Origin of the sequence: Myxococcus sp. RHSTA-1-4 (assembly GCF_020037125.1) — a bacterium.
Taxonomy (GTDB): domain Bacteria; phylum Myxococcota; class Myxococcia; order Myxococcales; family Myxococcaceae; genus Myxococcus.
In genome coordinates this window covers 251,438-277,218 of sequence record NZ_JAIQDG010000005.1, presented here as the reverse complement: position 1 = coordinate 277,218, position 25,781 = coordinate 251,438, and the positions used below count along the sequence as shown (strand labels likewise).

The 25,781-nt window shown below is 70.8% G+C and carries 25 protein-coding genes; 19 read left to right on the top strand and 6 right to left on the bottom strand.

Translation table 11 applies throughout. From position 1 onward, the window contains the following. Nucleotides 1-83: 83 nt before the first annotated feature. Nucleotides 84-1,394 carry a pectin acetylesterase-family hydrolase gene (locus K8638_RS10325; RefSeq protein WP_223754286.1) on the bottom strand — a complete coding sequence of 437 codons (1,311 nt, stop codon included), beginning with the start codon at nucleotides 1,392-1,394 and terminating at the stop codon, nucleotides 84-86. A 297-nt stretch (nucleotides 1,395-1,691) separates the two neighbouring features. Here K8638_RS10325 and K8638_RS10320 point away from each other — a divergent pair, with 297 nt between their 5' ends. Beyond that, a complete protein-coding gene (locus tag K8638_RS10320; RefSeq protein WP_223754285.1) occupies nucleotides 1,692-2,309 on the top strand; it encodes a hypothetical protein in 618 nt (205 codons plus the stop codon). A 189-nt stretch (nucleotides 2,310-2,498) separates the two neighbouring features. Continuing rightward, a complete protein-coding gene (locus K8638_RS10315) occupies nucleotides 2,499-4,160 on the top strand; it encodes a PAS domain-containing sensor histidine kinase (protein WP_223754284.1) in 1,662 nt (553 codons plus the stop codon). On the opposite strand, the gene K8638_RS10310 is transcribed toward K8638_RS10315, so the two are convergent. Next, nucleotides 4,126-6,249, bottom strand: a complete 2,124-nt coding sequence (locus tag K8638_RS10310; RefSeq protein WP_223754283.1) for an ATP-binding domain-containing protein — start codon at nucleotides 6,247-6,249, stop codon at nucleotides 4,126-4,128. The two genes, K8638_RS10315 and K8638_RS10310, sit on opposite strands and share 35 nt — an antisense overlap. Between K8638_RS10310 and K8638_RS10305 the strand changes: the two genes are divergently transcribed. The 12 genes from K8638_RS10305 to K8638_RS10255 all read left to right on the top strand — a co-directional run bounded on the left by K8638_RS10305 (nucleotide 6,248) and on the right by K8638_RS10255 (nucleotide 17,744). After that, complete coding sequence (locus tag K8638_RS10305) at nucleotides 6,248-7,237, top strand: spermidine synthase (protein WP_223754282.1); 990 nt, start codon at nucleotides 6,248-6,250, stop codon at nucleotides 7,235-7,237. The two genes, K8638_RS10310 and K8638_RS10305, sit on opposite strands and share 2 nt — an antisense overlap. A gap of 130 nt (nucleotides 7,238-7,367) precedes the next feature. Then, nucleotides 7,368-8,255: a hypothetical protein gene (locus tag K8638_RS10300; protein WP_223754281.1), complete on the top strand. Its 888-nt coding sequence runs from the start codon at nucleotides 7,368-7,370 to the stop codon at nucleotides 8,253-8,255. 155 nt (nucleotides 8,256-8,410) lie between these two features. Then, the gene (locus K8638_RS10295) at nucleotides 8,411-9,187 is read left to right on the top strand and encodes an AraC family transcriptional regulator (protein WP_223754280.1); all 777 of its coding nucleotides are present in this window, start codon (nucleotides 8,411-8,413) and stop codon (nucleotides 9,185-9,187) included. 61 nt (nucleotides 9,188-9,248) lie between these two features. After that, nucleotides 9,249-9,596, top strand: coding sequence for a DUF3703 domain-containing protein (locus K8638_RS10290; RefSeq protein WP_223754279.1), 348 nt, complete (start codon nucleotides 9,249-9,251; stop codon nucleotides 9,594-9,596). An 85-nt stretch (nucleotides 9,597-9,681) separates the two neighbouring features. Further along, a complete protein-coding gene (locus K8638_RS10285) occupies nucleotides 9,682-10,278 on the top strand; it encodes a hypothetical protein (protein ID WP_223754278.1) in 597 nt (198 codons plus the stop codon). Next, nucleotides 10,275-11,837 (top strand): GMC family oxidoreductase, encoded by a 1,563-nt coding sequence (locus tag K8638_RS10280; protein WP_223754277.1) that lies wholly within the window; start codon nucleotides 10,275-10,277, stop codon nucleotides 11,835-11,837. The genes K8638_RS10285 and K8638_RS10280 overlap by 4 nt, the downstream gene beginning before the upstream one ends. Before the next feature lie 220 nt (nucleotides 11,838-12,057). Further along, complete coding sequence (locus K8638_RS10275) at nucleotides 12,058-14,814, top strand: pitrilysin family protein (RefSeq protein WP_223754276.1); 2,757 nt, start codon at nucleotides 12,058-12,060, stop codon at nucleotides 14,812-14,814. A gap of 23 nt (nucleotides 14,815-14,837) precedes the next feature. Further along, a complete protein-coding gene (locus K8638_RS45160; RefSeq protein WP_223754275.1) occupies nucleotides 14,838-14,999 on the top strand; it encodes a neutral zinc metallopeptidase in 162 nt (53 codons plus the stop codon). Between the two features lie 105 nt (nucleotides 15,000-15,104). Beyond that, nucleotides 15,105-16,019: a hypothetical protein gene (locus tag K8638_RS10265; protein WP_223754274.1), complete on the top strand. Its 915-nt coding sequence runs from the start codon at nucleotides 15,105-15,107 to the stop codon at nucleotides 16,017-16,019. Between the two features lie 81 nt (nucleotides 16,020-16,100). Further along, complete coding sequence (locus K8638_RS10260; RefSeq protein WP_223754273.1) at nucleotides 16,101-16,775, top strand: hypothetical protein; 675 nt, start codon at nucleotides 16,101-16,103, stop codon at nucleotides 16,773-16,775. 94 nt (nucleotides 16,776-16,869) lie between these two features. Then, on the top strand, nucleotides 16,870-17,001 hold the full coding sequence (locus K8638_RS44535) for a hypothetical protein (RefSeq protein ID WP_255662551.1): 132 nt from the start codon (nucleotides 16,870-16,872) through the stop codon (nucleotides 16,999-17,001). Then, nucleotides 16,998-17,744, top strand: a complete 747-nt coding sequence (locus K8638_RS10255) for a helix-turn-helix domain-containing protein (protein ID WP_223754272.1) — start codon at nucleotides 16,998-17,000, stop codon at nucleotides 17,742-17,744. Before K8638_RS44535 ends, K8638_RS10255 begins: the two co-directional genes overlap by 4 nt. A gap of 10 nt (nucleotides 17,745-17,754) precedes the next feature. On the opposite strand, the gene K8638_RS10250 is transcribed toward K8638_RS10255, so the two are convergent. After that, nucleotides 17,755-17,964 (bottom strand): hypothetical protein, encoded by a 210-nt coding sequence (locus K8638_RS10250; protein ID WP_223754373.1) that lies wholly within the window; start codon nucleotides 17,962-17,964, stop codon nucleotides 17,755-17,757. Here K8638_RS10250 and K8638_RS44840 point away from each other — a divergent pair. The 3 genes from K8638_RS44840 to K8638_RS45155 all read left to right on the top strand — a co-directional run bounded on the left by K8638_RS44840 (nucleotide 17,963) and on the right by K8638_RS45155 (nucleotide 19,615). Beyond that, nucleotides 17,963-18,202 carry a hypothetical protein gene (locus K8638_RS44840; protein WP_305071152.1) on the top strand — a complete coding sequence of 80 codons (240 nt, stop codon included), beginning with the start codon at nucleotides 17,963-17,965 and terminating at the stop codon, nucleotides 18,200-18,202. The two genes, K8638_RS10250 and K8638_RS44840, sit on opposite strands and share 2 nt — an antisense overlap. A 171-nt stretch (nucleotides 18,203-18,373) precedes the next feature. Next, nucleotides 18,374-19,027, top strand: coding sequence for an AHH domain-containing protein (locus K8638_RS10240; protein WP_223754271.1), 654 nt, complete (start codon nucleotides 18,374-18,376; stop codon nucleotides 19,025-19,027). An 18-nt stretch (nucleotides 19,028-19,045) separates the two neighbouring features. Further along, the gene (locus K8638_RS45155) at nucleotides 19,046-19,615 is read left to right on the top strand and encodes an imm11 family protein (RefSeq protein ID WP_370643947.1); all 570 of its coding nucleotides are present in this window, start codon (nucleotides 19,046-19,048) and stop codon (nucleotides 19,613-19,615) included. Between the two features lie 6 nt (nucleotides 19,616-19,621). On the opposite strand, the gene K8638_RS10230 is transcribed toward K8638_RS45155, so the two are convergent. The 3 genes from K8638_RS10230 to K8638_RS10220 all read right to left on the bottom strand — a co-directional run bounded on the left by K8638_RS10230 (nucleotide 19,622) and on the right by K8638_RS10220 (nucleotide 24,287). Next, nucleotides 19,622-23,308, bottom strand: a complete 3,687-nt coding sequence (locus K8638_RS10230) for a VIT domain-containing protein (RefSeq protein WP_223754269.1) — start codon at nucleotides 23,306-23,308, stop codon at nucleotides 19,622-19,624. Between the two features lie 74 nt (nucleotides 23,309-23,382). Then, nucleotides 23,383-23,802, bottom strand: coding sequence for a hypothetical protein (locus K8638_RS10225; protein ID WP_223754268.1), 420 nt, complete (start codon nucleotides 23,800-23,802; stop codon nucleotides 23,383-23,385). Between the two features lie 14 nt (nucleotides 23,803-23,816). Further along, a complete protein-coding gene (locus K8638_RS10220) occupies nucleotides 23,817-24,287 on the bottom strand; it encodes a hypothetical protein (RefSeq protein ID WP_223754267.1) in 471 nt (156 codons plus the stop codon). A gap of 249 nt (nucleotides 24,288-24,536) precedes the next feature. On the opposite strand from K8638_RS10220, the gene K8638_RS10215 reads away from it, so the two are divergent. Then, entirely contained in the window at nucleotides 24,537-24,677 is a 141-nt protein-coding gene (locus K8638_RS10215) for a helix-turn-helix domain-containing protein (RefSeq protein WP_223754266.1), read from the top strand. Nucleotides 24,678-24,854: 177 nt separating this feature from the next. After that, complete coding sequence (locus K8638_RS10210) at nucleotides 24,855-25,484, top strand: hypothetical protein (RefSeq protein WP_223754265.1); 630 nt, start codon at nucleotides 24,855-24,857, stop codon at nucleotides 25,482-25,484. Nucleotides 25,485-25,781: the final 297 nt, after the last annotated feature.

Below are 25,781 nucleotides of genomic sequence, written 5' to 3'. Positions count from 1 at the left end.
GGGCCCTGAAACGCACGAAGCGGGACGCCTGGCAGGGCGCCCCGCTCCGTCATGCGGCTCCAGTCAAACGAGCGAGCGGTGGGTTACCCGCCCAGCGCGCCGTTGATGAGCGGCGCGACAATCTGCATGCCGGGGTCCTCGTTGTTGTACCCGTTGGGCGGCTCGTAGATGCGGATGCGCTCGTTGTTGTTGATCCACCGCGAGAGGAACGTCTCCATCGGCACGAACTCGCTGTAGCACTTGTACGTCTGGCCCCACGGGAGCTCGAGGTACTCGTACCAGTACCGCTTCTTCTCCATCTTCTGGCAGGCGTGCGCGCCGATGAAGGTGATGATGGTGCTGCAGTGGCTGGAGTTGATGGCGCGGTGGTGCGGGATGAAGTAGCTGAAGTTGTTGTAGAGCTTCAGCTCGTTGACGAGGTTGTCCTGGTCCACCTTCCAGTAGCCGAGCACGGACTCCTGGTCGTTGGGCGTGTGGAAGCGCTCATACGAGAAGCGCGAGTAGTTGTAGTCGCGCGTGTAGCCCGTGTAGGCGAGCTGGTCGTTGGGGAACTCCTGCGCCACCATGCGGTTGATGCTGCCGAAGTCGTTCTGGTTGAACGTGGCCGGCAGCAGGCCGAAGACGGAGTTCAGGTTCCAGGACTGGCGAATCTTCTCGTGCAGCGCGCGCGAGCGGTAGTCGACGTTGGGCGCCAGGAAGATGGGGCCCGAGTCGTTGAGCAGGTAGCCGCGCGCCGGGTTGATGGCCTTGCGCACGAAGTAGTAGCCGGCCGACGTGGCGGTGCCGCCCGCGCTGTAGCCCGTCATCAGGAACTTCTGGAGGTTGGGGAACTGCGTGCGCGTCCAGTTGGCCACCGCCATCGTGTTGGTGTAGCCGGAGTGGTGCCACGTCAGCGGCGGGTTCTGCCCCGTGGAGTCCGTGTAGGTCACCACGTTGTTGCCGACGTGCACGTCACCCGTGCAGTACGGCATGTAGACGATGTTCCAGCCCTTCGTCACGAGGTCCGTGCGGCTACGGCCCGGCAGGCCCGGGTCCGCGCCATTCACGAGCGGCGACACGTACTTCGCCGTGAAGTCGGTGATGTAGCTGTCGCTGAGGCCGTTGGGGTTGGCGGCGCCCAGCACGCCCGCGCGCCCGCTGCACGTCTCGTAGTCCCAGCACGCGCCACCGCCCTCCAGGAGGAAGAGCAGGTTCGGCGAGCCGGTGCGGTGCACCCAGAACTTGTACTGGGAGCCGTTGCCACACTTCGTGCCCGGGAGCTCCACCTTCTCCCAGTTGTAGTTGTTGCCTCCATCCACGAGCACTTCGACGATGGTGGAGACGATGACCTCCGCGCGGGCCGCACCGGGCACCAGCGCTACGGCCATCAAACAGGCCAGGAGAAGGCGTTTCATTCAGGAACCTCCGGGTTTGGTGGGAATCCAGGTCTATATAAGGCAATTGCAACAGAGTCAGCGACTTTGTGGCTGTTTCATGTTTCATGGGACACAACAGGTCGTGATGCGTTGCGGCATCTGTTTGTGATGCATTGCGGCACGGGCGGCGTGCCTCGAATCGCCTGTGTCGCCGTGGGCGGCGGGTTGCCAGGTGCGCGCGGCGCGCGGTATTCGGGCGGCATGGCCGCGAACGCTCGGTGGAAGGGCTTGCCGTGGATTGCCGCGACGGGCGCCGTCGTCGGAGTTGGACTTGCCGTGCTGCTCTTCGTCCGGCAGCCCGCGGCCCCGGAGGTGGCGACGCCCGCTCCCGCCACCGCGCGGGCGGACGCGCCGGTGACGCCGTCCGCTCCCAGCGAGCCTCCGCCGGGGGCCGCGGCTCCCACCGCCGTGGCGGGGAGCGGCGCGGTCCCGGACGCCCCGCGCGCGCCGGAGCCCCCGCCGGCCGAGGGTGTGCCCCAGATTCACCCCGTGGACCTGGAGGCGCTCCGGGCGAAGCTGCCGGACAACCTCTACTGGGAGCTGGGCGCGCCCACCAAGGACCCGGAGGTCCTGAAGCGGCGCGAGGACGACGCGCGGCGCTGGAACGACCTCTACGGCAAGGTGCTCTCGGGCTCGGCCACGGAGGAGGAGGTGCGCCAGTACTACGAGCACCGCCGCCGCGTGTCGGAGGACTTCATCACCTTCGCCGCCACGGTGCTCGCCGAGTACGGCGAGCAGCTGCCCGAGCAGGAGCGGGGCCTGTACGAGCTGAGCATCAACATGCACCGCACCCGCCTCGCGGAGCTGCCGGGGCAGGAGCAGGACGCGCTGGCGCGCAGGCAGGTCCAGGAGCAGCGCCGCGAGGCGTGGCGCCAGGGCCAGCAGACGCCCTGAGCGCGGGGCCCGTGGAGCATCGGCCCCGCTGGTGTCCGCCCGCCCGGCCGCCCCTTCACCCGGCGTCACGGGAGTGTTGGGTGCCGAGCAGATGCGCGGCCGGCGGGAGTAGGGGGCGTGGGGGGGAAATGTTAAGCGACGGGACCGAACGCCGTGGCCCGTACCCTCACCAACAGCGTGGAACATCCCTTGACCGGACAGGGCCCCGCCAGCGCCGACTCCCGAGAGCCGGACGTGGCGGGCATCGACACCGTCCTGCTCGACCAGCTCCCGGAGAGCGTCGCCGTCTGCTCCGCGGACGCGGTGTGCCTCTACGTCAATCCCGCCATGGAACGGGCCTTCGGCAGGTCGCGGCTGGACCAGCTCGGGCGGGTGCTGTGGGAGCTGTACCCGGACATGCTGGGCGCCACGTTCCAGGAGCGCTTCCGCCGGGTGGCGGCGACGGGCGTGGCGGAGGAGTTCGAGTGCCACGTCGCGCAGAGGGAACGCTGGTTCGTGAAGCGGCTGCTGCGGGGCCATGGGCGCGTGTACGTCTTCTCCCGGGAAATCACCGCCGAGAAGAAGCAGGAGGCGACGCTCCGCGGCCTGTATGACGAGACCCGGCGCGCGCAGCGCCATGCCGCCTTCCTGGCCCAGGCCAGCGAGGTGCTGGCGTCGTCGCTGGAGCAGGAGCAGATCCTCCAGCGCATGGCCCACCTGGCCGTCCCCACGCTGGCGGACGGGTGCTGCGTGGACATCCCCGGACCGGACGGGCAGGTGCGCCGCATCGCCATGGCCTGTGTGCGCCCGGACCAGGTGGAGCTCACCCAGGCCTTTCATGCCCGCTACCCGCTCCGCATGGACGACGCGGGCGGCATCGGCCGCGTGCTGCGGGTGGGCGTCACGGAGTTCGTGCCGGAGCTGCAGCCCGCGCTCCTCGAGCAGGCGCTGGCCGGCGACCCGGAGCGGCTCCAGGCCACCCTGGCGCTGGGGGTGAAGAGCTACATCTCCGTCCCGCTCATCAGCCGCGGCCGGGTGCTGGGGGCGCTCACGCTCGTCAACACGGATGCCGTGCGCCGCTACACGCAGGCGGACGTGCGGCTCGCGGAGGACCTGGCGCGGCGCGCGGCCGCGTCGCTGGACAACGGGCGGCTCTACATGGAGGCGCAGGACGCCGTGCGCGCGCGCGACACGTTTCTCTCCGTCGCGTCCCACGAGCTGAACACGCCCCTCACCTCGCTCACCCTCAACGTCCAGGCGCTGCGCAGGGATTTGGAGTCGCGCTCCGCCGCCACGCCACCGGAAGCCCTGGGCGCGAAGGTGGTGGCCGTGCAGCGGCAGCTCTCGCGCCTGTCCAGCCTGGTGCGCGAGCTGCTGGACGTGTCCCGCATCACCGCCGGCCGGCTGCGGCTGGAGCGCGAGGAGCTGGACCTGGCGGCGCTCGCGCGGGAGATGGTGCCTCGCTTCTCGGAGGACCTGTCGCGGGCGGGCTGCGAGCTGCGCCTGGACGCGCCGGGCCCCGCCACGGGCTCCTGGGACCGGCTGCGGCTGGAGCAGGTGTTCCAGAACCTCCTGTCCAATGCCATCAAGTACGGCCGGGGCCGGCCCATCGAGCTGCGGGTGGGCGCGGACGCCGAGCGGGCCTGGCTGGTGGTGCGCGACGAGGGCGTCGGCATCCCTCCGGAGGGGCAGGCCCGCCTCTTCCAGCGCTTCGAGCGGCTGGCCAGTGAGCGGCACTACGGCGGGTTGGGGCTGGGGCTCTGGATTGTGAAGCAGATTGTGGACGCGCTGGAGGGCCGCATCCTGGTGGAGAGCGCGCCGGGCCGGGGCTCCACGTTCACCGTGGAGCTGCCGCGCCAGAAGGCGCGATGAGGTGGGAGCGGACGCCGGAGGACACCACCCAGAGCTGGTGTGAGGTGCGCGTAATCGCCACGTGCAGGCGGCGCCGCGACTCGTCGTCCACCGGCCAGGCCCGCGCCGTCACGTCCGGGAGGATGACGTAGTCGAACTCCAGGCCCTTCACGCTGCCCACGTCGGTGATGTCCACGCCGGGCTCGAAGGTGAACTCGCCGTCGCTCACGTAGCGGGCCCACGGCATGTCCGAGACGACGCGGTAGACGGCCTGGGCGGACTCCGGGCTGCTGGCGATGACGCCCACCGACGCGTGCGGCTCGCGGGTGACGAGGTCCCTCAGCGCCTCGCCGATGAAGAGCTGTGCCTGGGCCTCGTCCGGGAAGTGGTGGAAGCCCACGGGGGCGCCCGGGCGGCCGGTGTGATTGGGGGCCTCCGGGGCCTGGGTGCCCAGCACCCGCCGCGCCAGCTCCACCACCGGCTGGGGGCAGCGGTAGGCGACCTGGAGCCGGCACGTGGCGGCGTCGCGGATGTCCAGCTCGTTGAGGACCGAGGGCCACCCCGCGAAGCCGGCATCCGTCTGCTGCATCTCGTCTCCCGCGAGCGTGCAGCTCTTGCCCTTGCCCAGGAGCCGGCTCACGACGAACAGCTCGAAGAGGGAGAAGTCCTCCGCCTCGTCCAGGACGACGTGCGCCAGCCTGTCCAGCCCGAGCGGGCCGTGCTGCGCCTTGAGGAACATGAGGATGGGCAGGTCGTCCAGGTCCACGGTGCCGGCCAGCGCGTAGGGCGTGTCCTCTTCGATGGCCTTGCCGTCCACGGTGATGAGCCGCTCGGGGTCCGTGATGTCCTTCAACTCCTTCGCCAGGGACGTGGCGTGCTGCAGGCGCGTGTGCTCCAGCGTCTCGTCGATGGCGGTGCGCGGAATCTCGCCGCGGGCGGCCTCCACCACGGACTCCAGGAAGCGCCGGTCGAAGTAGGCGTCCGCCAGCCGCTTGCGCAGCTTCTCCAGCGTGGTGCCCGCCGCAGTCTTCGGCACGCCGATGCGGGCGGCCAGCGCGCGCCGCAGGACGGGGTGCCGCTTGAGGCGGGACACCAGCGGCGGCGTGTCGTTCCACAGCTTGATGCCGGGCACGTCGAAGGCCTGGCGCGCCGCCGCGAGCAGCCACGTGTCCCGCGTCTGCACGGCCACGCCGCCCAGGCCGAGCGGCGCCAGCAGGCGGCGGGACAGCCGGGCCAGTCCCTCCTCGGGGACGATGAGCTTCATCCGGGACTGCGGGTAGGTCTGCGCGTCGTCGAAGGCAATCTTCGCCAGCCGGTGCAGGGCCACCGTCGTCTTGCCGCTACCCGCGCTGCCCAGCACCAGCAGCGGCCGGTCCGGGCCGGTGCTGACGGCCTCGTACTGCTCGGCGTCGAGCAGCGCGGTGACGCCGAAGGCATCGTCGATGCGGCGGGCACCCTTGCCGGTGCCGAGGAACTCCGGTCTCGCGGCGGCGCCGGTGCCGCCGGACTGGAGCGCGGTGAGGTCTCGGCCCACGGAGTGCCACTCGCCGCCGGGGGCGCGCTCCAGCACCATCGCCCCGCAGATGATGCGCGTGAGCACGCCGCGCTCGATGACGACCAGCCGGCGCGTCTCGACGGTGCCCTCGGCCAGCCGCTCTCCGAAGTACTCCTCGTAGGAGTCGCCCTCCTCGTAGCAATAGAAGACGCGGGCCACGGGGGCGAAGCGCCAGTCGATGATGCGCACGCCGGCGCCCACGTCCGCGAAGGTGGTGCGGCCCAGCAGGTAGTCGCGCGGGCCGCCCGCGCCGTCCAGGCGCAGGTGCGCGAAGTAGGGGGCCTGGGCGTCCGGCAGGCGCGCGGACTCCTGGCGCTCCATGAGCGAGCGGGCCTGGTTCATCTGCGCGAAGAGGTGGGGCAGGTCCGCGACGGAGGCGGTGGCCGCGTCGTCGCGCAGCACCTGCAACTGGGCGACCAGTCCCCGGGTGTCCGGCCCGCGCAGCGCCTTGTGGCGCGCGGTCTCCAGCGTCGCCTGGACGCGGGCGAGCAGCGCCTCCTCCTCGGCGATGATGGCGCGGGCGTGCTCCGGAAGGCTGCCATGGACGTCACTCATGCGCGGCAAGGTGAACCCTGGGGGCGTGCAGGTCAACCCGTTGTTTTTCCTGGGGGAATTGCTACTTTATTGGCACCTGGAAGGAGCGGACATGCGGCGCGTCACCCCTCGACTGTTGCTGATGGGGCTGGTGTTGCTGGCGTGCTCGGCCTCCGGTTCGCGCTCCGTCCTCTACGAGAAGCAATCGCCCTATACGTTCATCTCCGTGACCCAGGACGCGGAGGGGCGGCGCTACCTCCAGTTCGACCAGACGGGAGCGCTGCAGAGCGTGGTGTGGCCGGGGCAGCCGCTGAGGCTGGAGTTGCCCTACACGCGGGTGTCCATGGTGGGGCTGGCCTTCGTGCCTGAGCCGAAGCGCATCCTGGTGGTGGGGCTGGGCGGTGGGGCGATGCCCATGTTCCTGCGCGCGGTGGTGCCCGGGGCGCACATCGACGTGGTGGACATCGACCCGGACGTGGTGGCGGTGGCGAAGGAATACTTCGGCTTCCGGGAGGACGAGCGCCTGCGCGCGCACGTGGCGGACGGGCGGGGCTTCGTGGAGGCGGCGGGCCCTCCGTATGACCTCGTCTTCCTGGACGCGTACGGTCCGGACAGCATCCCCGAGCACCTGGCGACGGTGGAGTTCCTCGCGGCGGTGCGGGCGCGGCTGGCGGAGAAGGGCGCGGTGGTGGGCAATGTCTGGGAATTCCCACCCAACACGCGCTTCGACTCCATGGTTCGCACGTGGCACGCGGGCTTCCAGCAGCTCTACACGTTCGACGTGCGGGGCAGCTCCAACCGCATCCTGGTGGGGCTGGCCTACCCGGAGAAGCAGCCACGCGCGGCGCTGGAATCCCGCGCGGAGAAGCAGGAGCGCGCGAAGGGGATTCCGTTCGACCTGAGCGCGCTGGTCGTCGAGGGCTACGAGGACGAGACGCCGCGCAAGCCACGCGGGAAGGTGCTGAAGGACGCGGACCTGCCGAAGCCGGAGTCCGCGCCGGCCCCCTGAGTCGGGCATCACACGTCACGGCGATGCTGGAGCCCATGGAGTGCAAATGCATTCCAGAGGCCGTTGTATCCGAGAGTCCATCCCTGTCAGGATTTGAGAGGCATTCGCTCCCCAAGGAGTCCCATACCCCATGAGAGTTCCACTGCCTCACCTGTTGCTCGCCGCCACGCTGCTGGGGGGTTGCAAGACAACGCATACCCCCGCCCCGTCCGCGGAGCCCTCCACGGCCGCGAAGGTGGACTGTGGCCCCGCCATTCCCGGAATGGAGGCGCTGCTGAAGCCCGCGGCCTTCGTCATCCTCGGGGAGATGCATGGCACGAAGGAAGCTCCGGCCTTCACCGCCGCCCTGGCATGCCACGCGGCCGCGGCGGGCCAGCCGGTGCGGGTGGAGCTGGAGCTGCCGGTGGCCGAGCAGCCGCGCATCGACGCGTTCCTCGCGAGCGAGGACGGCGCCATGCAGCCGCTCACCTCGGGGGAGTTCTGGTCCCAGCAGATGCGCGACGGGCGCAGCAGCGAGGCCATGCTCCAGGCGCTGGCCCGGCTGCGCGAGCTGAGGCGCGCGGGCCTGCCCGTCACGGTGCGCGTCTTCGACGTGGGCGCCGTCGGAGGCAAGGACCGCGACGCCAGCATGGCGGAACGTCTGCTCCAGGAGCGGGCCCAGGCTCCCGGCGAGACGTTCATCGTGCTCACCGGCAACCTCCACGCCCGCCGTGACAAGGGCGCGCCATGGGACCCGGAGCTGCGCTTCATGGCCAACCACCTGCTCGCCTCGGAGCCTGGGCTGGTGACGCTCGACATGGCGTACCTGGAAGGGAGCCTGTGGGCCTGCATGGGCAGGACCGAGGCGGACTGCAAGGTGCACCCGGCGAGGCCCCGCTACGCCGAGCACGCGGCCACGCCGCGCATCGTCCTCATGAAGGACGAGCTGAAGGGCCGCTACGACGGCGTCTACGGCGTCGGCGCGCTGACGGCCTCGCCTCCCGCGGTCAGCACCTCCACGGCGAGCCCCACGCCCTGACGCCGTCCCCGGCGAGCGGCCCCGGCGCCGCTCGCCGCACGGGGGCTCAGGGACCGGTCAGGAAGGTGTCGCCCCGCTCAAGCTTTCATTGCGCGCCTGGAGGGTGGCCGCGATGCTGGTCCGCCGTGCGGCCCCTGTCCGAGCGAAAGCCGAGCGTGAGCAGGATCCCGACCTGGAAGGGACGGCTCTTCTTCGGTTCCCTGCGCCTGATGTACGTCGGGCCGCTGGGCGAGACGCGCCCGCACGCGCACCACTCCTTCCAGATTCTCCTCTCGCTGGGTGAGCCGGTGGCGCTCCGGGACCGGGGGCAGCGGGTAGTCACTTGTCACGCGTCCGTCATTCCGCCGGACGTCGAGCACACCGTCGTCGGCGGTGCGGGCTCCGTGGTGCTCCTGCACGTCAACCCGGACGACCTCGTGGGCCGCCGGCTGCGGACGCTGGGCATCGGCGCGGAGGCGGACGCCTGGCGTTACGCGGGGGAGCCCCTCCGGACCTGCGCCGTACAGTCCCCGCCACGGCGCTGGGCGGAGTCCGAGGCGCTCGCGCAGGCCCTGCTCCAGGCGCTCCAGGCCGACACCGGGGCGCCTCCTCCCTCGCATCCGGCCATCAAGAAGCTGCTGCGCCTGCTGCCGGAGGTGCTGGAGGAGGACGTGCGCCTGTCCGCGCTCGCCCCGCGCGTGGGGCTGTCCGCCGGGCGGCTGTCGCACCTGTTCGGCGCGGAGGTGGGGCTGCCGCTGCGGCCCTACGTCCTCTGGCTGCGCCTCCAGCGCGCCGCCGGGGACCTGCGGAAGGGCGCCACCCTCACACAGGCGGCGCACGCGGCGGGCTTCACCGACAGCGCGCACCTCAGCCACGCCTTCCGCCGCACCTTCGGCATCACCCCGTCCGAAATCGCCGGCGTGGTCGACTGGGTCCTCCCGCCTCCGGAGTAGCGAGTTCTTACAAGCCCGCGGCCCGCTCCCGAGCGACTGTGCGCGCATACAGGAGGGAGTCATGCCGATGAAGCCGAAGCTGCGTGCCGCCTTCGAGGCGGAGCTGCGCGAAGCCACCGAAACCGAAGCGCGGGGAGACCTCGCCCGCGCCTGGCGCCACCTCGAGCGCGCCCACGTCCTCAGCCAGGCGTACGCGGGCCCCCACGTCTGGGTGCACTGCCGGATGTTCGCCTTTGGCTGGAGGCGGCGCGACGCGCGCGAGCTGCTGGGACAGGCCGCCCGCATCCTGGTCGCCGGGCCCGGCTCGTGGCTGGGCCGGGCGCCGCTCGGCAATACCGGTGGGGCCAACGTGGGCATCCTCACCCCCATGCCCATTCCGGAGGACCTGCGGGCCCTGCTGGACGCGTGAGCCTCCATATCGCGACGCGTCGTGCAATGGGCCACGCTCTTCCTCCAGAGTCACGCATGCGCTTTCTCTGAGGGAGGGGAATGAGATGGCCTCGCTGTCACGCCGTGGTCTGCTCAAACGAGGGCTCCTGGGAGGCGCGGTGCTGGCGCTGGGAGGCAGCGGCCTCCTGGCCACGCGCGAGGGGTTGTCGCTGCCCCTGCCTCCCGAGGGGCTGAAGGTGCTCGGTCCGCGCGAGTACGCCACGCTCCAGGCCCTGGCCCGCCGGGCCTTTCCGCCGCGCCAGGGCTGGCCGGACGCGGACACGGCGCGCGTGGCCTTCACGGCGGACGGGCTGCTCGCGAGGGGAGACCCGGCGGTGGCGAAGGAGGTGAAGCAACTGCTGGGCCTCTTCGAGAACGCGCTCGCCGGCTTCCTCGTCTCCGGCCGCGTCACCCCCTTCTCGCGGCTGTCGCCCGAGGCGCAGGACGCCGCCTTCGATGAATGGCGCGACTCGCCGCTCGTGGTGCTGCGCACGGGCCACCATGCGCTGCGCGCGCTGGTGTACAGCGCGTACTACATGCACCCGGCCGCGTCGGCGGCCACCGGCTACTTCGTGCCGGAGGGCTTCCATGACCCGAACGCGCCGGTGTGGAAGGGAGACGGACCCCGGCCCCTGTCCTCGAAGGAGGGTTCCACGCCATGAGCGGCCGCATCTTCACGGGAGAGGAATTGACGGAGGACCGCGTCGTCACCTGTGACGTATGCGTGGTGGGGAGCGGCGCGGGAGGCGGCGTGCTCGGCCACGAGCTGGCGCGGCGTGGCCTGGACGTGGTGATGCTGGAGGAGGGCGGCTACCGCACCCGCCGCGACTTCGACATGAAGGAGGCCACGGCGTACACGACGCTGTACCAGGAGCTGGCAAACCGGGCCACGGACGACCTGGCCATCAGCATCCTCCAGGGGCGCGCCGTGGGTGGAGGCACCACCGTCAACTGGTGCGCCAGCTTCCGCACCCCTCCGGAAATCCTCGAGCGCTGGCGCGACGTGCACGGCGTGAAGGGCCTGGACACCGCCACGCTGGCGCCGCACTGGGACTGGCTGGAGGAGCGGCTGAACATCCGCGACTGGCCCATTGAGCGGGCCAACCGCAACAACCAGCTCCTCTGGGAGGGATTGGGCAAGCTCGGCTACAGCCGGGGCACGGTGAAGCGCAATGTGAGGAATTGCGCCTCCCTGGGCACGTGCGGCATGGGCTGCCCCACGGACGCGAAGCAGTCCATGCTGGTGACGCTGATTCCGGACGCGGTGGAGCAGGGGATGCGCCTGTTCGCCAACGTCAGCGCGCGCAAGCTGGAGATGGAGGGGATGCGCGTGGTGGCGGTGCACGCGGACGTGCTGGACCCGCGCACGGACCGGCCCACGGGCCGGCGGCTGACGGTGAAGCCGAAGGTGACGGCGGTGTGCGGCGGCGCCATCAACTCGCCGGCGCTGCTGCTGCGCAGCGGGCTCTCCGCGCGGGGCCTGGTGGGCAAGCGCTTCTTCCTGCACCCGGTGGTCGTCTCCACGGGCCGCTTCCGGGAGCGGGTGGAGGCCTTCTTCGGCGCGCCGCTCACCGTCTACTCGCGGCAGTTCATCGACCGGGGCCCGGGGAAGCTGGGCTGGCTCATGGAGGTGCCGCCCATCCACCCCGTGCTGGCCTCGGTGACGACGCCGGGCTTCGGCGCCACCCACCAGGAGATGATGGAGCGGCTGCCGTATGCCAACGCCGTCATCTCCATCACCCTGGACGGGGTGCAGCCCGGTGACGACGGCGGCACGGTGTCACTGCGCGGCGAGGGCGAGTACGCGCGGCTGAAGGTGGAGTACCCGCTCACGCCCTTCCACTGGGAGGGCTTCCGCGAGGCGCTCAAGGTGTCCGCGCGCCTGCAGTTCGCCGCGGGCGCGGAGGAGGTCATCAGCCCCCACTCGGCGCCGGTGGTGATGCGGAGCGAGAAGGACGTGGAGCTCCTGGACCGGGCGCCGTACGAGCCGCTGCGGTGCCGGGTGGCCAGCGCCCACCAGATGGGCGGCTGCGCCATGGGCGGCAGTCCGAAGACGAGCGTGGTGGACAGCACGCTGCGCTACTGGGACGCGGACAATCTCTTCGTGGTGGACGGCTCGGTGTTCCCCACCGCGCTGGGCGTCAACCCCATGGAGACCATCCTCGGCATCGCGCACTGGGGCAGCCAGCACGTCGCCGCCGCGGTGGGCGGGCGGAGCTGACGGGCCGCCAAAACCTCTCATCCGGACCTGGACTCCAGGTGCCTTGGCGGGGGCCGCGAAAAGGTGCTATGCGCCGGGGCCGTTGGCTGTCCCTGGCGCGGAAAGCCTGACGGGATGTCAGGCTTTGAAGCCGGGGCCGTACGGTCGCGAATCACTCTCGCCTGGGGGGGCGGGCCGGTGTGGCCCGGTGTGCCTTTCCCAGGGCCCCATTGGAGCCCGCATGACTCCCAAGCCCTCGGTCCGTTCTCTGGCATTCCGGCCCCGTGCCGCTGCCCTCGTCCTCCTCGCCCTGACGCTGGGCGCGTGCGCCACGTTGCCGCCCCGGGGGCAGGTGGTCATGCGCGACGTGTCCTTCCCGCTGCGCGACTTCCGCATGCCGTCGGGGCTCCGCGTGGTGGTGGAGCAGGACAGCCGCTCGCCGGTGGTGGCGGTGGTCGCCGTGGTGGGCACCGGCGGCTCCAGCGACCCGGCGGGCAAGGAAGGCCTGGCGCACGTGGTGGAGCACATGGTGTTCCGCTCCCGCCATGGGGGCGGCCCCTCCATCCAGGCGCGCCTGGAGGCGGCCGGCGTGGGCCACTCCAACGCGGCGACCAGCATGGACTACACCTTCTATGAGGCGCTCGCCGCGAAGGAGTCCCTGCCCGCGCTGCTGAAGATGCAGGGGCAGGCGCTGGCCGCGCCCCTCGCGGGCGTCACCCCGGAGGTGTTCGCGGTGGAGCGCGAGGTGGTGCGCAGCGAGCTGCGCCAGCGCAACGAGACGGGCTACGTGGGCCAGGTGCTGAGCTGGGTGCACGCGGCCTCCTTCCCCGCGGGCCACCCCTATTCGCGGCCGCTCATCGGCACGCACGAGTCGCTGTCGGCCCTCACCCTGTCGGATGCGCAGCGCTTCGCGAGGGCGCACTACCGGCCGGACAACGTGACGCTGGTCATCGCCGGGGACGTGGACCTGGCCTCCATCGAGCCGCTCCTCCAGGAGAACCTGCCCGCCGCCTGGGGGGGCACGGGCGCGCCGCTGGCGCTCAGCGCGCGCCTTCCCGCGGAGCGGACCGAGCCGCCCGTCGCGCCGGCCCCGAAGTCGCTGCCGGTGTACGAGGCCGCGGTCTCCTCGCCCGAGCTGTACATCTCCTGGGTCCTGCCTCGCGGCTTCGACGAGGCCAGCGCCGTCCACGACTTCGTCGACTCCAGCCTCGGCCCCCGCCTGTGGGAGTCGCTGCGCAGCGACGGCGACATCGCCGCCGTCACCACCAACGTGGTGTCCGGCACGCGCGCCTCGCTGCTGCTGGTCCGCGTGTTGCTCACCAAGGGCGACCATCCGGAGCGCTCGGCGGAGAAGGTGCTGGACCAGGTGCATCGGGCCTGGGCGTCGTCCGTCGACGCGGCGGGCGTGCTCGGGCGTGAGTTCGACTTCCAGGACACGCGCCGCGGCGTCGTGACGGGCATGGTGCTGGAGTCAGAGAACCTCCTGGCGCGCACCGTCCACCGGGCCCTGCTCACCCACTTCACGCTCGACGTGCGCAGCTACACCCGCTCGCAGATGGCGCTGATGGCGCTCGGCGGCAGCCAGGTGACGGACTTCTCCTACAAGTGGCTGCAGCGGGAGCGCGCCCGCGTCATCCTCGTGAAGCCCGGGGAGAGTGGCGGGGCGGCGGTGGAGCCCGGCCTCGCGGCGCTTCCGCCCTCGGACGAGCCGGCCGCTCCCATGGAGCCGCTCCCTCCCTCCGTGCTCACGGCTTCTTCCGGGCCGGTGCATGTCCTGAAGCTCGACAACGGCATGGAGGTGCTGCTCGCCCCGAGGCCGGGCCTGCCGGTGGTTCGGGTGGGCGTGGCGCTCGGCGGCGGCCGTACCCATGGCGCGAAGCCCGGCGTGGCGGACCTGGTCGCCTGGGGCTCGTTCCGCGAGTCCTACTTCGAGGGCCGCCCCGGCGACTGGGGCCTGCACGGCTCCAGCGAGTTCGAGCGGGACCACCTCCGCGTCGGGCTGTCGGGCACCGCCGGCAATGTCGGCAACATGCTGGCGATGATGGCCGAGCAGCTCTCCAGCACCCGCACCTCGGAGTACGTGGTGCGCTTCCTGCGCGAGCAGGCGCTGCCCTGGCGCGAGGCCGTGGACACGCGTCCGGAGGTGCTGGCGGAGCGCGCCCTGCTGCGCGCGCTCTACGGCACGCACCCCTACGCACGCGAGGCCACCGGCGCGGAGATGGCGAAGGTGTCCTGGTCCGAGGCGAATGACTGGATCGAGGAGGTCTACCGTCCGGGCAACGCGGTGGCGGTCATCGCGGGTGAGTTCGACGTGAAGGAGGTCGAGGCGCTGGCGCGCAAGTACCTGGGGGGCTGGAGCCGGGGCGAGCCCACCCCGGTGGACCCGCCGGGAACGCCGGAGCTGCCCGCCGCCTCCTCGCTCCCGAAGGCCCTGCTCACCCCGCGCCCCGGGGCGACCCAGGGACAGCTCCAGGTGGCGTGCCGGCTGCCGGCCGCGACGCCCGAGTCGGAGGCGCGCTACGCGCTGATGGCGGAGTTGATGGACGTGCGCGCCTACCACGAGATGCGCTCCCAGCGCGGAGCCACGTACGGCTTCCACGTCAGCCCCTGGCTGGCGCGGGGTGGGGCGGCCCACCTGATGATGCAGGGCATGGTGGACGCGGCGCGCCTGGATGAGAGCGTGGGCTTCGTCCGCAAGACGCTCGGCTCGTACGCGAAGGAGATCTCCTCCGAGGACCTGGAGCAGGCCCGCACGCGGCTGCTCGCGCGTCAGGCGGTGTCCTTCATCTCCACGGACGCGTGGGTGGACGCGCTGCTGGACGCGCGCGTGCGGGGCTTCTCCCACGAGGCGGTGGCGCGGCGGCCCGCCCATATCCAGGCGGTGACGGCGGAGGCGCTCCGCCAGGAGTTCGCCGGCTGCCTCCAGCGGCTGGTGGTGTCCGTCACCGCCGACGAGGGCCGGGCGCGCGCCACGCTCCAGGCCCTGTCGGTGCCGTAGCGGCCCGTGCCTCCTCGCCTGCCGTGCGCTCACGCGGGCGAGGGGGGGGGCGGGGCCGCGTCGTGCCCGAGTCCTTCACCCGCGGCACCTCCGAGCAGCGCGTGTACGGGTTCCGCCGGGGCATGGCGCAGGGCACCGTCCAGGCGTGTGACACCTTCCGCGAGGGCGCGTCCGGCGGGCGCTGAGGCGGAGCCGCCCGCCCGTGCTAGTGTCTCCGGTGGCCCCGCCCCTCACTCGTGCGGAGCCGGTTCCCGCCGGGCCGGTGGTGGGACGCGCCATCGGAGGGGGACATGCCGTCACCCAGGGCCCTGCTGTGTGCGGTGCTCGCCGTCAGCCTCGTCTTCGCGCCCGGCGCGGAGGCGCGCTTCGGCAAGCGCTCCACTTCGGACACGTCGAAGGAGGGGGCCCACGAGGCCACCGCCATCGGCGTGGAGGACGACGAGGACGACAAGGACGACGACGAGGACTCGCGGAAGGAGCGACGTTCCCAGGCCGCGGAGTCGCCGGACGGTGACGGCTGCTGCTCGGAGGCGGGACGGGGGCTGGCCGAGGCGCTGCTGGGGGCCCTGTTCCAGGCGATGCTGGAGGGGATGGCCCACGCCATCGCCCACGGCGGCACGCACCAGGAGGGCGAGCCGGAGGCCGGGCTCGCGCGCGGCGAGCGCGGGGAGCGCCGGCACGCGGTGCCGCTTTCGCTGCGCATGGGCGCGCAGGGCCTGGTGCTCAGGGGCGAGGCAGGTGGGGCGGACATGTTCCTGGGTATGGAGGGCCGGCGCTTCGGCGTGGACGCGCACGTGCTCCGGCTGGCGCTGCCCGCGGACGACGGGACGAGCGGCACGGACCGGCTCACGCTGGTGGAGGCGCACGTGAGCCACGCGCTCTACGTCCATGAGCAGGCGCGGTTCCGGGTGGAGGCCGGGGTGAGCACCGCGCGCGCGCCGGACGTCACCCTCATTGGTCCCAGCGTGGCGCTCTCCATCGAGGCGTGCGTGCTGGGGCCGCTGGACGTGGAGGCGCGGGCGCAGCTCACGCCGCTGCCCTACCGGCAGCTCGACGGCACTGCCGGGCTGGCCCTGCACCTGGGCGCCTTCGTGCTGCGCGGGGGCTGGCGCGGCCTCTTCCTGGACGACATGGGCGTGGTGGATGGCATCTCGCACCAGGAGCGCCTGCACGGCCCCTATGCCGGTGGGGGCTTCACCTTCTGAACGTCACATCGCGCGGACCGCGCCTCCTCCCCGTGAACCCAGGGCCCGCCGGGTGGGCCCTCACTGGAGGAGTCCCACTTCATGTCGAAGGTCCTGCGAGGCTTCCTGACGTTCGTGCTGTTCGCCGTCGTGTCCGTGCTGATGTTGCTGCTCGTCAGCCTGCTCACGGGAGGCGCGCTGCCCGCCGGGGTGGCGGTGCTCATCGGCCTGCTCCTGGGCGGAGGCTACGGCCTGCAGGCGGGCGTGCTGGGCAGCTATGACCTGGACGCTCGCCAGGGGTGGCTGGAGCTGCTGGTGGACGCGACGTGGAGCCTGCCCAACACCCTGTTCGGCTTCGTGTTCGGCAACCTCATCTACCCGTGGTTCGGAGACCTGTCGCGGAAGGACTCCGAGGGCGGGGGCTGGGTCGTCTACAAGGCCTCGGGCACCGGCACGGGCTTCGGCCATGACGTGCTCCAGACGCTGGGCACGGTGAACCTGGGGGGCGCGGGCAACCACGAGAAGGTCCACGTGCTGCAGGCGCGCATCCTCGGGCCCCTCTACCTCCCGTTCGTGGCGCTCTCCTATGTCCTCACCTTCACGCTGCAGGTGCTCTGGACGGTGACGGTGGGCGGCCTGCTGAAGCTGCTCGGTGCCCGCGAGAAGCCGTACTTCCGGCCGCCCGACCGCTCGGCCGTCAGCGGCTTCTTCGGGTGGATCTACTACGCGACGCCCATCGAGCTCTGGGCCTACTCCACCGAGCATCACCCGGCGTGACGGCACTTTCCGTTGCCTTGACGATTCGTCCGTCATAACGGATATTCCTCTCATCCGTTTTGACGGACATTCGTCCGGTAACGAAGAGGCCACCATGAGCGCAGCGGTCATCGACCTGCAGGACTTCCGCAAGAAGCGTGAGACCGCGCAGTGTCAGATGATGCGCCCCGCGCCGGTGCGGCCCTGGATGCCGGTATGGGTGTGGGTTGTAGTGTGGCCGGTATGAAGTCGGTTCGGGAGAACACGCGGCGGCGGGCAGCGGGCGCGTCCGAGCGCGGCCGCCGTGAAGCGAGAGAAGCCCCCGCGGGTTCCCCTTCGGCCACCGAGCAGTCACCCCCTTCCCAGGCGGCTCCCCCGGATGGGGAGCAGGCGTGGACCTACGAGTCAGCGCCCCCGGAGTCGGACCAGGACCTGGCGCCCGTGGTGGGGAAGAACCTGCGCCGGCTGCGCAGCCAGCGCGGGCTGTCGCTGGAGCGGCTGGCGAAGGCCTCCGGCGTCAGCCGGGCGATGCTGGGACAGATTGAGCTGGGCCAGAGCGCTCCCACCATCAACGTGCTGTGGAAGATTGCCCGGGCGCTGGACGTGCCGTTCTCCGCGCTCATCAGCATGACGGGTGGCGCGGGGACGCGGCTGATGCGGGCGCGGGAGGCCAAGCGGCTCACGTCGCATGACGGGCGCTTCGTGTCCCGGGCACTCTTTCCGTTCGACGAGCCTCGGCGGGTGGAGTTCTACGAGCTGCTGCTGAAGGGCAACGGCGAGGAGCGGGCCGAGCCGCATCCTCCGGGGACGGTGGAGAACCTCATCGTCACTCGCGGCACGCTGGAGCTGGAGGTCGGGACGGAGCGCCACCTGCTGGCGGCCGGTGACGCCATCCTCTTCGAGGCCGACCGGCCCCACGTCTACCGGAACGTGGGGGCGGACGAGGTGCAGATGTACCTGGTGATGACGTACGCCGAGGAAGTCGGCTGAGGCGGGCCCGCTAGCGGGACGTGCCCACCATCATCGGCATGCCGTTGACCATCATCATCACCGGCGCGCCCATGGTCATCATGGCGTTCATGGCGTCACAGCACTCCTTCACCATCGCCATGTCCTGACCTTCCATCGGCATCATCTTGCACACCATGCCGTCCCTACCCATCTCGCACGTCATCCGGACCATCATCGGCGCCATCTGACGCATCATCATGGGCATCATCATCGGCATGCCCATGCCCATGGGCATCATCGGGTTCATGCCCATGGGCATCATGGGAGGCGTGCCCATCATGGGGTTCATGCCCATGGGCATCATGGGAGGCATGCCCATCATGGGGTTCATGCCCATGGGCATCATCATGGGCATGGGGCTCATCCCCATCATGGGCATGGAAGAGGGGGAGTTGGTCGGCATGGGGGTGGGGGCGGCCATCATGAAAGCTCCTTGATTCGGGGTGGCGGGGCAGGTGCGTGCGGCAGCGCACCTGAATAGAGACGCGTCACCCGGAGCGGGATGTGCCCGCGGGGCCGGGCCGGTGTTTTCCTCCGGGCCAGCGGAGGACCGGTGTGCCGCGGCGGAGGCTCCGCCGCCTCGAACGGAGGCGCGTCCGTTGGCGCGGATGGAGCTGTTCTCCGCGTTACACTGTGCATTGGGGCGCGCTTCGGACGGGGGGGGCACCGAGGGCGCACGTGTCTTCGTGCTCGCGGTGGCGCTGGTGGTGGGGAAGGGCACGGCGGGAGGCGTTTCATGGCTCTCCTCGCGGTTGCCCCTGCTGCCGAGCTTCACGGAAGCGTCGGCGCTGAGTGCATCGCAGGTCGGCGTGAGGCTGGCGGCTATCGCGCAGGTGAGCGCGGTGGCGGTGGTGGGGGAGGGTATCGTCATCAGCCTCGCGCCCAACGCGGTGGCCATGGTGGCGCTGGGCTCGGGCGGCATTCAGGGGGACCCGGATGGGACCGTGCATCACATCTGCACGGACAAGAACTCCGTCTCCGAGGCAGAAGGCGGGCCGTGGACGCCCCTGTTCGAGAAGATCTTTCGAAAAGCAGGGATGTCGCTGAGGAGCGACCCCGCGAATCGCATTCGAATCCGGGGCCATGAGGGCCCTCACCCTGCTGCGTATCATCAGGAGGTCTACCGACGAGTCGAGCGAGCAACGAGTAGGTGTCGCACAGAAGCAAGCTGTCGGGAGATCTTGACGGGTGAGCTCCAGAAGATTGCGCGTGAACTCATGACACGCGGCAGCAGGTTGCGGCGGCTCATCACGGAGGACTAAGGGAGGGTGGCAACGCCAATGCGCTATTTTGACTTGATGGAAAATCTCTACATCCCTGGGCGCTGGTACCTTGACACCCCTGTTGATGGCAAGGGGGTGGATTCAGGGAGCTGGCTCTTCATGGAGGGGAAACCCGCGTCCGTGGAAGAGCCGCTGCGGGTTGGGCTCTTCCGTCCAGGCAAAGCGCTTGATTATTCATGTGCGGACGCGGGAGCCGTCCCGGTCGTCCACCCGCGAGTGGCCTCCGTGCTCACCGCCCTCGCCCCCGGGGACATCCAGACGTTTCCCATCCAGGTCGAGGGGCAACCCGAGCCCTACGTCCTCGTCAATGTCGCCCGCTTGGTGGACTGCATTGACGACCAGGCCTCGGAGCATGTCCAGCGCTGGATACCCGAGGACGAGAACGATCAGCCCGAGCGAGCCGGTGAGTACCGGAACGTCGTCGGCATGCGCATCGACAAGTCCCGGGTGGGCGACGCGAAGATCTTCCGCCCATGGGGTTGGCCGGTCGTCCTCGTCGTCTCGGAGGACATCAAGGACGCGCTGGAGCGCACCGGCGCCACCGGCATGAAGTTCACGGAGGTGTAGTCCTCCTCACGGAGCCGACTGCGTGCTCACCTGTGCCTTCTCCGCCGGAACGAGCTCCTCCCGCCGCAGCAGCAGCCGGGCGTTGTCCTTGGGGAGGATGCGGAGCTGGAAGCGGCGCCGGTGGGGAGCCTCCTCGCCAAACACGCCCCGGTCGCTGACGAGCAGCAGCGCGGTGGGCACCACGTACCGCGCGGAGCGGTTGCCGTAGTAGTGCACCACCACGTGGTACGGCCCCGGAGCCGCCTTGCGGGCGTGGTACAGCTCCGGCCCCAGGCCATCGGTGATGTCCCAGAAGAGTCGCCCACCCAGCCGCGTCTGCTTGTGCTGGTAGAAGCAGCGCTCGCCGTTCGGCTCGATGACCCACAGGTCGATGTCCGTGCTGTCCGAGTTCCAGTGCGTGGTGAGCTGGTAGTCGATGGACGACAGCCTCACCCGTCCAGGCTCCACCCCGTCCTCCATGTCCTTCGTCTCCAGCTCCGCCAGCCGGGCCCGGAGCACCGGTGCCACGGGCTCCGAGCGGGGGTGACGCGCCAGCGCCCACAGCATCCTCGCGTAGTGGTGCGCCGCCACGGTGCGCAGCTCGGCCCGGTGCCGGTTCCAGGAGCGGGCGAGGACGATTTCATAGTTCCTCGCGGCCTCCGAGTAGCGCCCCGCCGCATCCAGCGCGAGCGCCTCCTCCAGGAAGGCCTGTCCCTCGAATGGCCGGTTCAGCCGCACGTGCTCGAACAGCTCCGCCGCCGCGGGGTACTGCCCCATGGCCAGCAGTCCGTAGCCCACGAGCCGCAGCGCCTCCGCGTCCTTCGGGCGCAGCTCCACGGGCGAGGACAGCGCCCGCAGCGCGCCCCAGGTGTCCCCGGCGAAGGCGCGCCTGCGGGCCACGGCCTCGTACACCATGACGTCGTCCTTGTTGGCGCGGCGGGCCTGGCGGTACGTCTGCTCCGCCTGGAGCCGCGCGTCGCCACCGGCGTAGGGGTCGTCGCGCAGCGGCTGGCGCTCGAGCAGGGCGGACAGCGCGGCCCGGTGCGCGCCCAGCCCCTTCACCACGGCCTGGCCGGACGCCGGCACCTCATCCAGCGCGATGCCCTGGAGCCGGTCGCGGCGCTGGTCCTCCTCGCGCCGGCGCAGCGCCTCCAGGTCGGTCAGCTCCACGCGCTCGTCGTTGATGGAGTAGCGCTGGTAGTCGGCCTCGGACTCCAGCACGAGCATGGACGCCCGCGCGTTGGCCAGCCGGTAGTGCTGGCTGAGCGCCACCACCATCCGGTCCAGCCGCTCGTCGTCCAGGGCCACCAGCCTCGCGACGAACAGCTCCGCCCACGCCCGGGGGGCGAAGGGGCTGTCCTCGTCGCGGGGCAGCGGCACGCGCAGGAGGCGCTCCTCGCCATTGGCGCGAGTCACCACCTCCAGCTCCGCGGCGCCATCCTCGGGGAGCCGTCCCGCCACCTGCAGCTCCTGGCCCGGGAAGACGAGGTGGGGCCGTCCCGCGACGACCAGGTCCTTCACGGCGGCGCCCTTCACCTCCACGCGCTCCAGCACCACGGGCGCGGCGCGGTGGGCCCGGGCCGCCGCGTCCACCTCCGAGCCGGACAGCACGCTCACCACCCGGCCCCGGCTGGCCCGGGCCAGCGCGTCGAACAGGTCCGTGTTCACCGCGGCCTCGCCGAAGCGGTACGTCACCCAGCGGAGCGCCTCCGCGCTGGGGTGGCGCGAGACGAGCGACTCCACCGTGCTCTGCCCCCAGGTGGCGTTGCCGTCGGACAGGAGGAAGGCCGTCACGCGCTCGCCGGGCTTCGCGGGTTGGAGCCACTCGCCGCCCGCCCGGTCCAGTTCGGCCAGCATGCCGTCCACGTGGGACGCGCCCTCGAGGAAGACGCGCTCCAACTCGGCGAAGGTCTCCTTCCGGTGGCCGGCGTCATTGGGGCGCCAGCCCGTCCCGTGCAGCCAGCGCGGGCGCACGTCGAAGAGGAGCACCGCGTACTCCTTCAGCGTGGAGTCCTTCTCCAGCAGGGCGCGCAGGGTGGCGGCCTGGAGCGCCCAGGCATTGCCGTCCTCGATGGACAGCGAGGTGTCCACCACCAGCACGGCGCGTCCGGTGGCGGGGCCCTCGGCCTCCGAGGTGAGCCGGGCCGGCAGCCGCACGCGGGCGTGGAAGGCCTGGCCCTGCAGGCCCGCCGCATCACGTCCCACCAGCACGTCCGCCTCCGCGTGCTTCGGGGTGAGCGCCGCCGCGAGCGCGCCGTCCCCTTGCAGCTTCGGGAAGTCATACGCGCGCCACGGGCCCAGCGTGCGAGGCGCGGCGGCGGGCTCGGGCTGCACCTTCACCTCGCCCGCGTGGCGCGGGTCCACATGCAGGCGCGCGGACACCTGGAGGTCCTTGCCGGCGCCAGCCGGGAGCGGCCACGTGTAGCGCAGGCGCTCGCCGTCGAAGAGGAGCGTCTGCTCATAGGCGATGACCACGCGCTTGAGAGACCTGGGCGGCAGGGGGAAGACGCGGGCGCTGAAGGTGGAGGCGCCGGCCCACTCCAGCAGGGCCGGGTCCACGTTGTTGCGGACAATCTCCTCGTAGACCTCGCGGGCGCGCTTCTGCTCCACGACGCGGGCCTCCTGGCGCTCGCCCCAGGCGTACCTCGCGCCCTTCGGGCTCGGAGGGGCCGAGGCTCCCAGCTCCTCCGCCCGGGCCGACTCATTGCCCAGCGGCGGCAGCAGCTCCGTGGACTGGAAGAGGGAGGGCGCGTTGACGGCCACGGAGCCGGAGTAGAGCGCGAAGCCGGCGACGGCCGCGCCCCCGGGCAGCGGGTAATAGAAGGTGCCTTCGAGGTTGCGGTTCGTGTCGTTCTCGAAGAGGTGGTCCACCACGGTGCGGGCGCGGGAGCCCTGGATGTACGTCACCACGCGGACGGCGCGCGTCTTGAGGGGCGTGTAGCGGCCGTCCTCGCCCATGACGAGCACCTTGGCCGCGCGGGGGGCGGCCTCCACCTTGGGCAGCACCGGGGTGGGGAGGTCCTCGGCGGGCTCCGGCTTGCCCGAGGCCGGCTCCGCCGCGCCCCCGCCACCCTTGATGATCTGGATGACGTTCATGCGCTTCTGTTCGAGCGTCCGGGGGCTGTCCCTCCGCTCCATCGCCACGGCCCGCTCCCGCATCGCCTCGGCTTCCGCGCGCGCGCCTCCGGACCCAGGCCGCTGGGCCATCTCTCCGCCAATCCTTTCGCCCAAGACGCCACCGACGACGCCGCCGACGACTCCCCCTTGGACACCGCTCTCGATACCGTCCTCGGCGGGACTGGGAGGTGGAGGCGGAGGCGTGCCCGTGGGCATGGGGGCCATCGCGGGCCTGGGCCGGTGGCCGTCGTCGTACTCCACCTCCTCCTGGACGGCGCCCTCATCCCGGTCACCGTCCCCGGGCGGCCGCTGGGCGAGCCTGGTGCGGCTCAGCTCGGCGATCTGCGCCTCGCTGAGGACCACGGGGTCGGCGACGGAGTCACGCAGCTCCGCGAGGTCCACCTCTCCGGGGTCGGGCTGGCCCGGCGCCGTCTTCGGCGCCACGAGTCCGGCCTTCTCGAACTCGGGGGACAGTGAGGCCCGGGCGGGAGTCTCGGGCGTCGTGGGTGGGGTGGACTTCGAGCCGGAGTCGCGGTTGCAGCCGGCGACGGCGAGGCACGTCAGCAGCAAGGCGGTGGACAGGCGCGGGAGGTGCATGGCGGAGGACGTTAGCCCAAACGCCTCCGCGCCTGCTCATGGCCGCCCGGTCCGGGTGGAATGGAACCCGGCGGTCAGTGCTGCACCGCGAGGATGCGCCGTCCGGCCACGTCCACGGCGTACGTCGCTCCCATGTCCATGATGGGGTCGTACTTCTCGCAGACGTTGGGCCGCAGCGTGACTCGAACGAAGGTGATGCCCTCGGGGCCGGGGGACGCCACCACGTCATAGGACTCGCGCTGGTAGAGGCAGATTTCCTCCTCGGTGGCGCCCTTGTGGGGCTTCACGTCCAACGGCATGAAGTCGTCCAGGGCGAGCTGCATGGCCGTCACCAGCCCGCCGGGCAGGGTGGTCCGGGTCTCCGCCGGCAGGTCCAGGGGGAACTGCACGCGCGCCGCCTCCTCGGGAGGGGCGTGGGGCGGACGGGAGGAACGCTGGAACAGGGCACACGCTGGAAGCAGCAGGCACAGGGGTAGGAGAAGTCCGCGCGTCATGGTGTCTCCAGGGGCTATTCGCTGACTTCGGTGATGATGCCGTCCGCTTTATGCTCGGGCTTGATGATGCCGATTAGCGCCCAGCGCTGGTCGCGCCGCTCGTACAACTCCCCGGGGCGCATCTCGCCGACGTAGGGAACCAGCTTCATCACCCGGCACTTCGTGTCGAACTGGATGCGGATGCTGAAACGCTGCCGGGCCTCCAACCGGTCCTCCGGGGACATGCGCGAGTCGGCCCACGGGTGGCTGTGGTAGTCCGCGAGCACGACGGTTCTTCCTCTCGGGTCGTCCACGTAGCGCGGCGGCTTGCAGCGTTTCTGCCGCTCCGGGATGGCTTTGAGCAGGGGGCCCAGCGTGGAGGGAATGCTGGCGTGGTAGGCGCCGTTACCCAGGGAGTAGATGGCACCGCAATACTCCTGCCCGTACTCTCGGCCCTGGGCGCGAGGAAGCCGCATGACGGCGGGGCAGAGTTGGTCGATCACCACGTCCACGTCCGTTGACGGGGTGATCGCTTCCCAGGGTCCCCGTACCCAGACGAAGCCTTCTCTGAACCCATAGTCCGTGCCCTCGACAGGACCAATCGGGTTGCTGGCGCACGACACGAGCCAACCCACCACGAGGGCAGCAACCCACGGTCTTCTCATGCCTGCTCCCGCGAGCCGGGGCCTCAGCAGCCATTGGCTCCGCGCATTAACGTCAATGTAGAATAATAGACTAACACAAAGGAGCGGCACATGCCCAAGATCAACCCGTTGCGACTGAAATACTGGCGGCAGAAGAAGCACCTCAGCTTGGTCGACCTGGCGGAGAAGTCCGCCGTCGACAAGGCCACGATTCACCGAATCGAGAGGTCGACTTCCATGAAGCAAGTCTAGGCCGAGACGCTCCGCTGCCTTGCGCCCGCACTCGGCATCGAGGATGCGGAGCTGACCTCCGAGGCGGAGCCGGGAGCCACCAGCCCCCCCCGTGACCCCCGGGCGCGGTCCCAGGTCTCGTTCCGGCTGGACAACCGCTTTCGAAACGCCTTCTCGCTCGTCGTAGATCGGTACCGCGTGAAGCAGACCACGATCGTGGAACTGGCTCCCCTGCTCTTCACGATGGTCGCGGAGGACAGCCTTCGACGGCGCGCCAGGAAACTCGCAGCCCTCCGCGCCGCCCATGCGGAGACCGGGACGCTTCCGGAAAGCTACACCGATGCGTTCGCCGCCTTTGCGGTGGACGAGGAGAGGTCCATCCAGGCCAAGGACGTCTTCGGCCGGTGGATGGACGATCCCGGCGTTCAGCCTCCGCACTTCCAGAAGCACGTCGACCCCTTCGGCCAGTGGAACCCGTTCGAGCACCACGTGAAGGAGTGGTTCGCGGAGGCCGGCGAGGAGGGCGGCTTCGACGAGTGGCACGAATTCGGGTTCTCCTACTCCGTGTGTCCCGAGATCGCGCTTGAGGCCGCGTGCGGCGACGAGGACGTGGCCGCGGCTCTGCAGAGCGGAAGAATCGGCCTCCACGAGGTGCCAGCCGACCTCGTGGGCACCGACCATGCCGAGCAGCGCCTCTCGTGGCTCCGGGACCGGGTGGCCGCCGTCCGGGCGGAGGAGGAGGCGAGGCCCAACCCCTACCTTCGCGCCGTCCGGATGAGCGAACTCGTGAAGTCGCCTTCTCACAAGACGGAGTCCGGCGATGCGTAACGAACCCACGCCCCCGAGCCGACTGGCGTCCGGTTTCTCCAGGCACGCCGCTGTCCGCGCACAGCAGCGAGCAATCCCTGGGGTTCATCGTCGACGCGCTGCTGGCGTGGGGCGACCACCGGGACGCGGGCGGCGGTGCGACCTGGTACTTCTTCTCGAAGCGCAGCTGACGGAAGTTCTGCGCCTACGTCGGGACCGAGGCGAAGCGATTCGATCGCTTTCGTGACACCTACATCGTCGTCGCCTCGGACGACACGATCATCACCACGTGCTGGAGACACTGAGCCCGATGATACG

Coding starts and splice junctions, on each gene's coding strand:
- K8638_RS10325 (WP_223754286.1), bottom strand. CDS start 1,394: ATGAAACGCCTTCTCCTGGCCTGTTTGATGGCCGTAGCGCTGGTGCCC.
- K8638_RS10305 (WP_223754282.1), top strand. CDS start 6,248: ATGCGCGGCAAGGTGAACCCTGGGGGCGTGCAGGTCAACCCGTTGTTT.
- K8638_RS10310 (WP_223754283.1), bottom strand. CDS start 6,249: ATGAGTGACGTCCATGGCAGCCTTCCGGAGCACGCCCGCGCCATCATC.
- K8638_RS10300 (WP_223754281.1), top strand. CDS start 7,368: ATGAGAGTTCCACTGCCTCACCTGTTGCTCGCCGCCACGCTGCTGGGG.
- K8638_RS10290 (WP_223754279.1), top strand. CDS start 9,249: ATGCCGATGAAGCCGAAGCTGCGTGCCGCCTTCGAGGCGGAGCTGCGC.
- K8638_RS10285 (WP_223754278.1), top strand. CDS start 9,682: ATGGCCTCGCTGTCACGCCGTGGTCTGCTCAAACGAGGGCTCCTGGGA.
- K8638_RS10280 (WP_223754277.1), top strand. CDS start 10,275: ATGAGCGGCCGCATCTTCACGGGAGAGGAATTGACGGAGGACCGCGTC.
- K8638_RS10275 (WP_223754276.1), top strand. CDS start 12,058: ATGACTCCCAAGCCCTCGGTCCGTTCTCTGGCATTCCGGCCCCGTGCC.
- K8638_RS10265 (WP_223754274.1), top strand. CDS start 15,105: ATGCCGTCACCCAGGGCCCTGCTGTGTGCGGTGCTCGCCGTCAGCCTC.
- K8638_RS10260 (WP_223754273.1), top strand. CDS start 16,101: ATGTCGAAGGTCCTGCGAGGCTTCCTGACGTTCGTGCTGTTCGCCGTC.
- K8638_RS44535 (WP_255662551.1), top strand. CDS start 16,870: ATGAGCGCAGCGGTCATCGACCTGCAGGACTTCCGCAAGAAGCGTGAG.
- K8638_RS10255 (WP_223754272.1), top strand. CDS start 16,998: ATGAAGTCGGTTCGGGAGAACACGCGGCGGCGGGCAGCGGGCGCGTCC.
- K8638_RS44840 (WP_305071152.1), top strand. CDS start 17,963: ATGGGCATCATCATCGGCATGCCCATGCCCATGGGCATCATCGGGTTC.
- K8638_RS10250 (WP_223754373.1), bottom strand. CDS start 17,964: ATGATGATGCGTCAGATGGCGCCGATGATGGTCCGGATGACGTGCGAG.
- K8638_RS10240 (WP_223754271.1), top strand. CDS start 18,374: ATGGAGCTGTTCTCCGCGTTACACTGTGCATTGGGGCGCGCTTCGGAC.
- K8638_RS45155 (WP_370643947.1), top strand. CDS start 19,046: ATGCGCTATTTTGACTTGATGGAAAATCTCTACATCCCTGGGCGCTGG.
- K8638_RS10230 (WP_223754269.1), bottom strand. CDS start 23,308: ATGCACCTCCCGCGCCTGTCCACCGCCTTGCTGCTGACGTGCCTCGCC.
- K8638_RS10225 (WP_223754268.1), bottom strand. CDS start 23,802: ATGACGCGCGGACTTCTCCTACCCCTGTGCCTGCTGCTTCCAGCGTGT.
- K8638_RS10215 (WP_223754266.1), top strand. CDS start 24,537: ATGCCCAAGATCAACCCGTTGCGACTGAAATACTGGCGGCAGAAGAAG.